Annotated in this window: 8 protein-coding genes; 5 read left to right on the top strand and 3 right to left on the bottom strand. The window is 54.8% G+C overall.

Annotated elements, in window-relative coordinates; all coding sequences use genetic code 11:
• The 5 genes from ABJK56_RS19830 to ABJK56_RS19810 all read left to right on the top strand — a co-directional run.
• Positions 1 to 3,181 (top strand): C25 family cysteine peptidase (locus ABJK56_RS19830; protein WP_347246423.1); only part of this gene is annotated, 3,181 nt, incomplete at its 5' end.
• Positions 3,182 to 3,452: 271 nt separating this feature from the next.
• Positions 3,453 to 4,127: an endonuclease III domain-containing protein gene (locus tag ABJK56_RS19825; RefSeq protein WP_347246422.1), complete on the top strand. Its 675-nt coding sequence runs from the start codon at positions 3,453 to 3,455 to the stop codon at positions 4,125 to 4,127.
• A gap of 104 nt (positions 4,128 to 4,231) precedes the next feature.
• Positions 4,232 to 5,632 (top strand): replication-associated recombination protein A, encoded by a 1,401-nt coding sequence (locus tag ABJK56_RS19820; RefSeq protein ID WP_347246421.1) that lies wholly within the window; start codon positions 4,232 to 4,234, stop codon positions 5,630 to 5,632.
• 13 nt (positions 5,633 to 5,645) lie between these two features.
• The gene (locus tag ABJK56_RS19815; protein ID WP_347246420.1) at positions 5,646 to 6,824 is read left to right on the top strand and encodes a hypothetical protein; all 1,179 of its coding nucleotides are present in this window, start codon (positions 5,646 to 5,648) and stop codon (positions 6,822 to 6,824) included.
• Positions 6,825 to 7,121: 297 nt separating this feature from the next.
• Positions 7,122 to 7,895, top strand: coding sequence for a DUF2231 domain-containing protein (locus ABJK56_RS19810; RefSeq protein WP_347246419.1), 774 nt, complete (start codon positions 7,122 to 7,124; stop codon positions 7,893 to 7,895).
• Between the two features lie 66 nt (positions 7,896 to 7,961).
• Here ABJK56_RS19810 and ABJK56_RS19805 read toward each other — a convergent pair whose 3' ends face one another.
• From ABJK56_RS19805 to ABJK56_RS19795, 3 genes are all read right to left on the bottom strand, one after another.
• A complete protein-coding gene (locus ABJK56_RS19805) occupies positions 7,962 to 9,905 on the bottom strand; it encodes a nitrilase-related carbon-nitrogen hydrolase (protein WP_347246418.1) in 1,944 nt (647 codons plus the stop codon).
• A gap of 38 nt (positions 9,906 to 9,943) precedes the next feature.
• Positions 9,944 to 10,546 carry an aminodeoxychorismate/anthranilate synthase component II gene (locus ABJK56_RS19800; RefSeq protein ID WP_347246429.1) on the bottom strand — a complete coding sequence of 201 codons (603 nt, stop codon included), beginning with the start codon at positions 10,544 to 10,546 and terminating at the stop codon, positions 9,944 to 9,946.
• Between the two features lie 225 nt (positions 10,547 to 10,771).
• Positions 10,772 to 11,791 carry a FliM/FliN family flagellar motor switch protein gene (locus ABJK56_RS19795; RefSeq protein WP_347246417.1) on the bottom strand — a complete coding sequence of 340 codons (1,020 nt, stop codon included), beginning with the start codon at positions 11,789 to 11,791 and terminating at the stop codon, positions 10,772 to 10,774.
• Between the last annotated feature and the right edge of the window lie 527 nt (positions 11,792 to 12,318).

Below are 12,318 nucleotides of genomic sequence, written 5' to 3'. Positions count from 1 at the left end.
TGTAGCCAAAACACTTTTGTACGAAACGACACGCCACCCCAATCCCACGACCGCCCTACTTCTGGGGGAAAAGCTTGACAGCATCACCCAGGGATCCATTTCCAACGAAATCATTCGGCAACAAACAATTCCCGCAGATTGGCAGGTACAGACCCTGTATGATTCGGACACTCAGGCGTGGACCACCACTCAAATTATCACTGCGTTAAACTCTTCGCCGAACATTGTCCACCATTTAGGTCACGCAAATTCCACCTACGTCGCGCGAATGACCGTTTCTCAAGTGGCTGCACTTAGCAACGCTTTTCCTTACGTCATGTATTCGCAGGGTTGCGATGCCGGGTCTTTCGACACTCGCGATGTGGCCATTGCCGAAGAGCACGTTATCGCTCCCCATGGCGCAGTGGCGGTTGTCATGAACACTCGATATGGCTGGTACGTGCCGGGCAACGCGCCCGGTGGCAGCCACGACTACGCCCTGGCCTTTTTCGACGCAGTCTTCAACGAACATAAAGTGCGAATCGGTGAAGCACTGATGGATTCAAAACTCGACAACCTCTTCCGTTTGAGTGCTGGCGGTGCTTACCGTTGGATCCACTTTACTTCGACTTTGTTCGGTGACCCCGAGCTGGCTCTCCAGACGGGAGATTGGGTCCCTCCCCAACGATCCCTCATTAGCGGTATGGTATTTCAGGATCAAAACAGAAACGGGCAGCGGGACGCGAACGAAATCGGAATGTCCAACCGGCTCGTGTATCTCGACCTGGATGGTGACGGCCAATGGGATCATGGATCACAGAGTTTCACTCAAAATACACCGGTTCGTCTTCAAGACAACGGAACCATCATTTCCCAGTTGCTGGTTTCCGGTGTGGGACGAGTTCATAACCTTACTGTTTCGATCAATATTTCGCACACTTACGATGCCGATTTGCGGATCACCCTGATAAGCCCCACTGGAAAGCGCGTCACACTCGTCGCCAATGCAGGCGGTTCGGGAGATAACTTCACCGACACTGTGTTTGACGACTCAGCAAAACGGTCAATTCTGGAAGCCGCTGCACCGTTCACGGGAACTTTTCGTCCTGTCGATCCCTTGAGTCTTCTGAAAGACGACCGTGCAGACGGGACGTGGTCGCTTGAAGTCTCTGATACCATGCCCTGGGATACGGGCACGCTCAACGGGTGGTCCTTGACATTTTCTTATGAAGAACCGTACACCGTCACGGATTCTAACGGGGAATATAGCTTTAGCGGCCTCGCGGCCGGAGATTACACTGTGCGCTGCGCAATATCCGCATCGGCGTGGCCAACTGCCGCGGACCCTGGGGTAACCGTTTCACTTGGCCCAGGAGAACGGCGCACAGGCGTTGATCTCGCCATTTCAGAGATTCCGTCCACTGCGATTGACTTGGGTAAAATCACAGAGCAATCAATTTTTGTCGATGGTTCTCGGCCGCAGCTTTACAAATTCATGGCCAGCCACGACGGCCCGCTCTCGTTGGCGGTGCCCAACTCAACAGCCTCTCCCAGCACGTGTGTTTCGCTCTTTAACGCGCAGGGACAACTAATCGCCAGCCATGCACTCTCAGCAGAGCCGCACCAAGTCGATTGGAACGTGCTGGCAGGAGGAGAATATTACCTCCTTGTCGACGGTTTCGACGGCGAAATTCGCTTGATCAATTTGGTGGAAGTTCACCCCGGAAGTGTCACGATTTACGGTACCTCCAGCGACGATCAAATTGAAGTGTCTCTACAGCACGGACTAACTCTGTCGATAAACGGCATTCAGTATGACTTCACAAACCAGCTCGCTGGAAGCAGGGGTCCTCTCACAATCAGCGCAAATGGTTTGGAAGGCAACGACAATCTCACATTGATCCTGAACGATAACGATTGGTATCTCCGCGGCAGACCCGGTGGTATTTGGGTATCCGGTGCCACGGCAACGGTATCTGCTTCCGGGTTCGAACTCGTGCGCGTCCGCGCTGGTGGCGGAAATAATACGGCTGAGCTAAGTGACTCTCCCGGCGACGATGTTTTTGTCTGTCAGCCCGGTTCCGCCCAATTGCGTGGTCTGGGCTTTGAAATTAACGTGGACGATTTCTCCGTCGTGCACGCTTACAGCCGGGCCGGAGGAACGGATGTCGCGCACCTCTTCGATTCAGAGGGTGACGACCGCTTTGTGGCCCGTCCCGACTATTCGGTGTTAACCGGACCAGGGTTTTACCATCGGGTAAAAGGTTTTCGTTATGTGCACGCATACAGCCGAAATGGGGGAAATGATGTGGCGCAACTGTTCGGATCAACGAGTTCCGAAATTCTGGCAGGAAACTCTAATTGGGTGAGTATTCGGGGAGACCGATTTTTCGCCCGAGCCAAATTCTTCAAGACCGTTGAAGCATTCGGAAATGGCGGCATGGATGTGGCTTATTTAACCGGATCTGCTCGACAAGACTACTTCGTGAGCGCGCCGCGATGGTTTAACTTCTCGACGGGCGGAAGCACCATCACAGCCCGAGGCATCGTACAGGTGACCGTGGATGGAGGAAGCGGCTGGGACAAAGCCGAGCTTGCCGACTCGACGGGTGACGATCGATTGCGTTCCTGGCCGGGCAAAACAGTCTTCGGCGGCCCCAGCTTTAACTTAATACTGAACTCGTTCGAGGAGGTGACTGCCCGTTCTGTCAATGGTGGAGCAGACGCTGCCGAACTCTGGGACTCCGTTGGGAATGATACGTTTGTCAGCGCACCGCAGGTGTCATGGATGGAAGGGCCGGGATTCCGTCATACGGTAGAAGGTTTTCGTTACGTCCATGGGTACGCCACGGCGGGGGGTCAGGACACGGCCTATCTGTCAGGGGGGGCGTCCGCGACCACCTGGACTCTACGCGACCGGCAAGCAATTGCCATGGGCAAAGATACCTATCGTCGGGCAAAAGCCTTTGATGCGGTCTTTGTCGAAGGCGGAACCTCAGGCCAGGACCAGGCCCGGCTGTTTGACAGTCCCGGCATCGACTACCTGAAAGCAATCGGTGACGAACTGATGTTTTCGACCTCGGGCTGGAACGTGAGGTTACGGAATATCCCATCCGTGAAAGCGTACGGAAGTACCGGGACCAATCTTCTGTCTGGCACGTTAGCGGACATGGCCTTGACCCTTTTTGGATCCTGGATTTGAAGGTACATCATGATGTTCTTTTGCCGCCAGACCATGGCCCCAGCGGGTTGCCCCTCATTTTCCTTTGTGGTCCGGTTGGTATCCTGAAAAAAAATAACGGGTGATGACCGGAAACACTCGGGAAGCGGCTAACGATTGTCTTCCCGAACCAATCGTTTTCAGCGGCTGTTCCGATCCCTTCACCGACCTTAGAAGAAATGGCTCGGCACAGGATCGGCTTGAACAAACTCGCACAATTCTCCCGACTGAAGCGCACGGAATACACGGAATAATGGGCGAGGACGTATCTCTATACGAGATTTTCCAGCGATTGTTCGAACGTTTCGGGCCCCAGCACTGGTGGCCTGGAGAAACGCCGTTCGAGGTGCTCGTTGGAGCCGTCTTGGTTCAGAACACGGCCTGGTCCAACGTGGAGAAGGCTATCGAGAGGCTTCGCGAGGCTGGCCTGACAAACCCGAAGGCTCTTTATGCCGTGCCGGAGACAGAACTCGAGGAGCTGATTCGACCCGCCGGTTATTATCGCATTAAAGCACGTCGGCTGCGAAATCTTCTGCGATTCTGCATCGAAGATTATGGGGGCTCGCTGGAGAGAATGTTTCGCACGCCTCTTGAGCAACTCCGCGAAAAATTGCTTGCCATTAACGGTATAGGCCCAGAGACTGCCGATTCAATCCTCCTGTATGCCGGAAATTTGCCGACATTCGTGGTCGATGCCTACACACACCGAATATTCGCCCGCCATGGGTGGGTGGATTTTGACATCGATTATCACACCTTAAAGGAGTATTGTGAAAACCAACTGGAACCAGACACGGCCCTCTATAATGAGTTTCACGCCCTGTTGGTAAAATTGGGAAAAGAGTATTGCCGAAAAAAACACCCTCGATGTGAAGAGTGTCCCCTACGAGATTATCTTCCCGAGGGCGGACCGTACGAGCCTCTGTGATTACGGCATCCCGGCCTTTATTGTCTTGAAATTGGTTTGAAGACGTCTGCGTCTAATAAGTGACTAACCTGTGGTTTTGTGGTTATGTCTTGGTAAAACATTCAATGTCCCTTTTCGACGCTGAGGACCAGGCCCGTCGACGTGATGTCCAACCTCTGGCGGCCCGAATGCGCCCGCGAACGCTGGAGGAGTTCGTGGGGCAGGAGCACTTCTTGGGCGAAGGCAAATTATTGAGACGTCTCATTAAAGCGAACCGCCTGGGTTCCGTAATCTTTTACGGACCGCCAGGAACGGGCAAGACCACGTTGGCGCGATTATTGGCCACAGAAACACGGAGCGTCTTCCGTCAAATCAGCGCGGTGACCGCCGGCGTCAAAGAACTCCGGGAAATTATCGACGAGGCCTACCGGCGTCTTACGGCGACTGGTCAGAGAACCGTCTTATTCATCGATGAGATTCACCGATTCAACCGGGCGCAACAGGAGGTGCTTCTCCCTCACGTGGAGGAAGGCGTCATTGTTCTGGTGGGCGCGACAACAGAGAATCCTTTTTTCAGTATTACAAGCGCCCTTATTAGTCGGAGTCGGGTCTTCGAGTTTCAGCCGCTTTCCCCTGAGCATATCAAGGTTCTGATCCGCCGTGCCCTGGAAGACAAGGAACGCGGGCTCGGCCACTATGAGGTCATGATGGACGAGGACGCGCTGGAGTTTCTTGCCCATGCCTGCGACGGCGACGCCAGGCGTGCGCTGTCTGCCCTGGAAGTAGGCGTGCTCTCTTCCGAAAAGTTTCCTTTACGGTTCACGCGGCAATTGGCAGAGGATTCCCTCCAGCGCAAGGCAGCCGTTTATGACCGCGCTGGCGACGCGCATTACGACACCATCAGCGCGTTCATCAAGAGCATTCGGGGAAGCGATCCCGACGCCGCGATTTACTGGTTGGCTAAGATGCTGGAGTCCGGAGAAGACGTGCGCTTCATCGCGCGTCGGCTGATGATCCTGGCCAGTGAAGACATCGGCAATGCCGACCCGACCGCCCTGACGCTCGCCGTTGCAGCAGCCCACGCCTGTGAAATGGTTGGTCTCCCCGAATGCCGGTTGAACCTGGCTCAGGCGGCGATTTATCTTGCCTTGGCGCCGAAGTCGAATGCAGTCATCGTCGCAATTGACGATGCGATCGCGGATATCCGGGGGAATCGGGTCCTGCCGGTCCCTGTGCATCTCCGCGATGCAAACTACCCCGGGGCAAAGCAGTTGGGCCACGGGGTTGGTTATCAATACGCCCACGATTTTGAGGACGGGATTGCACCTCAAGATTACCTCGGGGTGGCCAAAGCCTATTACCATCCCACCGATCGAGGTTTTGAAAAAGAGCTCCAAGCACGCCTGGCAAAGATTCGAGCGGTCCTGAAATCCGCCAAGGCTACTGAACCCGCCCAAGACAAACCCCAAAAAGGGACGCGTCGTGGCGCCAAACCGTCCTCCGAAAATGTTGACCCTTCGCCATGAGGAGGTGCCAACCGTGCTGTCGAGAATGATCGCCTCCATGATGTGTTCTGAACTGAAACTTGGAATGATTCCTCGGCGGACGAAAAACGGCTCGTCCCAGTCGAGCATTTGGGCGATTAAAAGTCCGCGGAACCGTATTGTGAAAACGGCCATTTTCATAACAGCATTAACACTTTTATTGCTCTTTGGCCTGGGACGTGCTGTTTGCGCTGACAGTGGGTTCCAGCAACCCGAGGTCGAAATCGAGTTGGCCGTCGATCCCAGGTTACCGCCATTTACTCAACAGGAATGGGCTCGTGAACTTTCGCGCCTGGGAGTCACGCGTGTCAGAATCCGCACGGCGTTTCCGTCAGATCATCCGAACGTGGAAGTACTCCCCACCTCGCCCCAACCCACCTACCACGTGATCGGGATTGTCAACAACTCGAATGAGCTTGTCGTGCCGGGAGCACGCTTTTCAATTCGACAGTTATCGGGTTTCGTGCGGTGGATCGACGACCTGCGAACCAGCGGACCGTCCCAGTCTCGCCCCAAGACGGTGGCGTTTGGGTTAGATCTGGTCCGCTTCCAGTTGGTGAAACAGGATCTCGCCCAACCAGTCGCAATTTCCACACTAGCCCGCGATAGCCGCGAAATCGTGGACCAACTCCTTGCGAAATTGCATAACCCGGTCGTCTGGGATGAACGGGCGAAATCCCGTCTCTCATCCCATGAAATTGGTGAGGAACTGAAAACCTTAGCTACTGGAACGGTTCTGGCGTATCTTTTGCGATACGACGGCCTCGCGCTTGTACCTCGAGGAGATGTGCAGGGGATCAAATACTGGATTGTCCGCGGCGGTCCCAACGTGGCCTGCTGGCCGGTGGGATGGTCTCCGGAAGAGGGTGAAAGCAAAGCTGTCCCGCAACTTTTGGAGTTTCTCAATGTCAACATTCAAAACGTCAATATTCGTACTGTATTGGCGTCTATTGAATCGCGGCTTGGACTTGTGGCCCTTTTCGATTATCCAGCAATGGTACGATACGGCATCGATCTGGAAAAAACATCGATCAGCATTCCGCAAACAAAGACCACATACAGTCAGGTCATCAGCCGCAGCCTGTTCCAGGCGAAACTAAAGGGAGAAGTACGAGTGGATGACGCAGGCAAACCCTTTCTTTGGATAACCACCCTCCGGCCGATTGAGGATTAAAGCGGTTTTTTTCGAACACTGATACCCCTCTTAGCGGCGCTGCGGACAACTTCAGAAGCACTTTTCTTTTCCCGTGGTGTTTTCGCTCTCACGCACCGCTTACGACGGAGAAAATATCCGATCTCCTGAATCAGTGTCAGGAAAGCCGGAGCAACTGGAATGAATCTCGATAAGCCAACGCCCAACCAAAAACTGCCAGGTCACTCTTGACAGCCATCAGCTTCAATCGTAAAAAAGTGCCGGGCTCGTCAAGAAACGTAAAACACAAACAGTCTGGTTGTCGAAGGAGATGCACTCATGTTTGCGGTGAATCTGGGGTTAAGTCTGCCGCCTCTGCCTCCCACGGACATTCCCTGGCCCGGAATGCACGTCTTAGTGGTTCACTTTCCAATTGCCCTCCTGCTGGTGGCCCCCGTGTTTGTGCTTCTCGGGCTGATCTTCGCGCCACGCTGGCAGGGATTCGCAATCTCGGCTGTGTTGTTGCTTGCTATGGGCACAGCGGGGGCTTTCCTGGCAACCACCACCGGACTGGCCGCTCGCGATATCGTCGAGGAAGGCCCCGACGAAATGTTCGACGTGATGGAAGAACATGAAGAGTATGCCCTGCTTACACGGAACATATACCTTGGTGTGACCATTGCCTACGCGGTCTTCGTGCTTCTTACGTTGACATTCCCGTCGATTGGTAAGGCGGTCGTTCGTATCCCGATCTCCCTGGTGTTTTTAGTAGCTATGGTTGCGGCTGGTCTGTATCTTGCCCACACAGCGCACCTCGGCGGCACGCTGGTCCATCAGTACGGCGTGAAGGCAAAACTGAGCGAAAAGCCGCAACCTGCGGAAGCCAACAAACAGCGTGCGGAAACAGAAACCAAAGATCATTCCTCACAACCCGCCAGCCAGCAGGAAGAATCGGCTAAGTCTCACAAAGACGTGAAAGAACAGAACGAATCCTCGAAACCGCAAACTCAGGCGCAGTCAGAGCAGCCTGACCAACCGACTCAACCCGCCCAGGCCTCGGCCAAAGAAGAATCCTCCTCCCAGCAGGCCGAATCCGAGCAAGGCGAACAGTAAAGCCCGAGGTCTAACCATTTGGGTGGTCTCATCGGGGGCAGATCGCCGATTTCGAGCCGTGAGTTTTCACGGGCGCGGCCGTCTACACCATCGGTTGATTACCCATAGGAGAAGTTCGGCCGCAATCATCAGGACAACAGCAAACAAGAAGATACTGTTTGGAATAATTCCGTGATCCAAATACCAACTGTGGAAACCGGATTTCCCGACCTCGGTCACCAGAATCGCCACGTCCCGGCGAGGGCCCTGGGAAAGGATTCGGCCTGTCGCATCAATCACCGCTGAAAAGCCCGTGTTCGCCGCGATCAGGAACGGTTTTCTGGTTTCCACCGCTCGAAACACACCACATATCAGGTGCATATCGAGTTCGCTTGATCCCCAGAACCATCCGTCGTTCGTCAAGTTGACAAGCACGTCCGGTTCGCTTCCAAGCTTTCGCAGCTCGAGAATTTGCTCCCGAATGAGATGCGGAATAACGCTCTCGTAGCAAATGTTGGGACAGAACCGCACCCCACGGACCGAAAACGCCCGGGGCAGTTTACCCGGCGTCGTATTCGTGCTCAATGGCGTGAGGTACCGCATCAGGGGAAATTGCTCGGCGAAAGGGACGTATTCACCGAACATCACGAGGTGCATCTTGTCGTACCGTCCCAGATAACAATAGGGTTTCCTATTGAGGTTCTGGGAAGACGCCCCTTCCGAAACCTGAGCGGAGGTGGATAAGTTTTCCAACTCATTGGCGTCGGGAATGTTTTCGGTTTTTGGAGAAACCTCATCCGAGGAACACTTGCCGACAAACGCAGCCGAGTTGTAATAGCGAATTCCCCCCTTGGTATAAGCGACCGTCTCGACACCTAGAATCAGCCGAGAATCAAGCTCATACGCGAGGCGTTCCATTGCCGCTTCACTGCTTCGCTTTGCCGCAATAAGCTGATTCAGAAATTCCTCACCGGTCTTCCGCTGGGCGAGCCATTCAGGTGGGAGAGCGGGGTGGGAGTCAGCGTCGATCAACACGCCGCCGTAGACAGTCTCCGGCCAAACCATGAGGTCAAGATTCCGGTACTGCCTGGCGGCCAGGAAAGCCAATTGAAGGTAGTGACGGTGGATACGTTCGCGTTTTTCGTCGCCGTCCTCCAAGCGAATATCCTGTGAACCTTGGATGAGGGCCACTCGCACGGTCGAAGTTTGTGGTGTCGCTGCGTGGACTTGCAAACAGTAATGGCCGTAAAGCACGACCGCGCCAAGGACTACGCCTGCCGCCACAATTGGACAACTCGCGCTCAGTAGCTGTCGAGCGGGGGTTTTTAAAAAGGTTCCATCCGAACAAGCCTGATCCGATCTCCGATAAGCCAAAGCCCATCTGAATTCCGCCACACGCCGAGCTGCCAGATAAAGGCAGCCAGAAACAAAAATCATGACCCAACCCACGCCGTACGTCCCAACCAGGTCAGCTATCTGGATCAGGCTGAGCCATCGGTATTGGGTGTGTCCAAGGCTTGCCATGGTAAAACCCGTGAGTAAATGCGCTCGTGCCACCTCCAATCCCGCCCAAACGGTGCCAGCCGCAAGCGGCAAAGGAATCCGAAAGCGGTGCACGCCAATCCGGCTGAACCCCACGAAACTGGGCAGGTACCAGGCGAGGTAAAACGAGAGGGCCACCCAACCAAAGCTCGTCGCCCAATGAGGCAGACGAAGCCAGTGAAGAGCGGCCATCCAAAAGAGAAATCCGACTGCCGCCAGAATGAGATACTCTCGAATTTTCAGGGACCGTGGACACGCGATCAGTGCACACCAGAAGCACGGTGCCAGCCATGCCAAAGGCGCTATCTGGAGAGGTGGAAGCGCCATCCACAACAAAATGGCCCCAATTGCCGCCAGGAGCGACGTTCGTCGTCCCGCGGTCAAAACCGGCAACTTTCTACCAACCTGATGCTCCTCGGATGAGACCTTCGATTCGCCCGAAAAACGCTGACGGGAATTTCTATCGGCGGATTCCTTACTGCGGCCCATCTTGGCCGACTCCACTCTCTTGGAACCTCCGGGAATCATCAGCCTATTTTCACATTTGTTTCGCCCAATATGAGGAATCTTTCGAGAATAGCAGGGCCGGCGGCGGTAAGAAAACTCTCCGGATGGAATTGCACCCCGAAAAGAGGATACTCTTTATGCCGAATGCCCATGATTTCACGGCTGCCATCCGGGAGAAAGGACCATGCGCAGACCTCAAAACATTCGGGGAGCGACTCGGGTTCGATCACCAGGCTATGGTAACGGGTGGCCACAAAGGGGTTCTCGATCCCCTCAAACAACCCCTTCTGATCGTGGTAGATCAAATCAGTCTTGCCATGCATGAGCCGTTTGGCGCGGACGATCCTTGCACCAAACGCCTGCCCAATGGACTGATGGCCCAGACAAACGCCCAAAAGCGGGACCCGTCCGGCAAAATACCGGACACATTCGACAGATATCCCGGCCTCTGAAGGCGTGCACGGGCCCGGCGAAATGATGATCCGATCCGGCTTCCACCGCTCAATCTGTTCAACAGTTGTTTGATCGTTGCGCTCTACAGCAATGTCCAACTCGGGATTAATTTCGCCTAACCGTTGCACAAGGTTGTAGGTGAAGGAATCGTAATTGTCGAGCACGAAAATACGCACGCCGGTAATCCTCTTTCCGATTAACTCCCAATCGTGAAATGCCAACAAGGCGCGGCGCCGGAATGGGTGTTATGCCGCTAACCTCGTACAGGTGCCAGGCTCCGAAAACGGAATGAACCCAAATTGACTTGCAGCAAACCTTCAATTTACTGTTTCGAGATCTGTGTCGAAACAGCCCGCGTCCCTGGCAAAGATGTCCGGCCCTCTGGCACAGCCCGCCTATTTAGTGATGGAGAGTGATCGGGCGTCTTCGGTTCGGGAGGAAGTTCGCCCCGAGAGAACGACATACCGTTCGGGTGGTAACGTCATTTCCAGAATTCGCAGGCCGAATTTATCTCCCACTTTGACCGCCTCTCCTCGGGCGATGACATAACCGTTGACGGCGAGCTCGAGGGGTTCATCACACGATTTGTTGAACTGGATGATCGTCCCCGGGGCCAGTTGGAGTATCTCGGCAAGAGGCTTCCGGGTACGAGCCAGAATCACCTCAACGGGTAGCCTGATTTTGAGAAGGCTCCGGGTTAGAAGTGGCAGCATCCTGGCCCGCGAAGAGTGACCTCCCTGGTTGGCCGCACCTGCTTGGATTGACCCCCCTACCCCGCTTTTGCCCCCGGCCGAATGCTCGGCGGAGGCGGGCTGTTCCCGAGACGGTGTCTGCGGACTCCCCGCGGTTCGCCCTACAGCTTCCTCCTCCAACAGCCAAATGAACATCGGCAACTCGCGGTCGCCAACGCTCAGTGCCACCAGAATTCCGGGCGCGTCTTCCGGTGGTTTTCTCTCAGTGGAAGATGTCGAAACAACTCGGGCAGTACTCTCCCGCAGCGGCCACTCAGCGGGAAAAAGGAGTATGCCAAGTTCCTGGGCAAGAGTCGCCAGCTTGGACTTTCCCGTCGGATCAGGGTCGTCGGCCCATTTCGGAATAACCTCCGCCTCGTCGGCCAGGAAAATCTCGACGCGGAAAAGGTTGAAGTGAAACTCTATCGACAGCCCCCGTCCGGATGTCGCTCTTGCCAGCGCACCCTTTTGTCCCTCCAGTGATTGCGTCTTGTCTAAGTCACCTAGTTTGAAGCTCTGGTCGAAAGTTCTTTGGAAGGAGGCCTCAACCTCCTCGCGGGCCGACTTGAGGCATTCCAGAATTGCAACCAGCCTTGGATGGGCCATAGACCAAAGAGCAGCAAAGCGCTTCCTATCGGCGATCAATCGCGCACTGGAGACTGGGCACAATGACGGCACATTCATTATCGGCCGCCTATGCGGAAAACTTTTTCCATTTATTTTCGACACCTATTTGGTAATATGGGAAAAACCATATCGGAAGCGAAAGTGTGTCGTTGAGCGAAGCAGCGAAGCCCTTTCCGGCTGGTGCACCCAAGGCCGGGTTGCCCTTTCCACCCAGCCTTCCCGCAAAATGGTAACATCGTTGCGCCAATCAAAAGATACCCCTCTTTAGATGGGTCCGGCATATGCGCCGCAACCTATTCCGCGAAAATCACGCTGGCAAAATATTTGAAGAATTGGTACTTTCCTCTCTTCCCAATCCCGTCGGTGCGGAGTAACGGGAAAGCAAAAGCGTCGACCGTCGACAAAACTATGACAGGACCAAGGAGGTTGATCCGATGAGTTTCTTCGCTTGGATTCGTGAAGGAGTACGCCAGGCCGTCCTTTTGGGAGTGGCGGACGCCATCGACAGTTTAGGCACATCGCCCGATGGCGCTGATTACCGACAGAGAATTGGCGAAGTTCTCCGGGCAAGTCCGGATGCAGGA

This window comes from Thermogutta sp. (genome assembly GCF_039793925.1).
In the GTDB taxonomy this organism is placed as follows: Bacteria; Planctomycetota; Planctomycetia; order Pirellulales; family Thermoguttaceae; genus Thermogutta.
The sequence above is the reverse complement of the archived record's forward strand: the minus strand, read 5'-3'. Positions and strand labels throughout refer to the sequence as shown.

Bases quoted from the DNA above. Each gene is read 5' to 3' on its own strand.
- ABJK56_RS19825 (WP_347246422.1), top strand. From the start codon at position 3,453: ATGGGCGAGGACGTATCTCTATACGAGATTTTCCAGCGATTGTTCGAA.
- ABJK56_RS19820 (WP_347246421.1), top strand. From the start codon at position 4,232: ATGTCCCTTTTCGACGCTGAGGACCAGGCCCGTCGACGTGATGTCCAA.
- ABJK56_RS19810 (WP_347246419.1), top strand. From the start codon at position 7,122: ATGTTTGCGGTGAATCTGGGGTTAAGTCTGCCGCCTCTGCCTCCCACG.
- ABJK56_RS19805 (WP_347246418.1), bottom strand. From the start codon at position 9,905: ATGGGCCGCAGTAAGGAATCCGCCGATAGAAATTCCCGTCAGCGTTTT.
- ABJK56_RS19795 (WP_347246417.1), bottom strand. From the start codon at position 11,791: ATGAATGTGCCGTCATTGTGCCCAGTCTCCAGTGCGCGATTGATCGCC.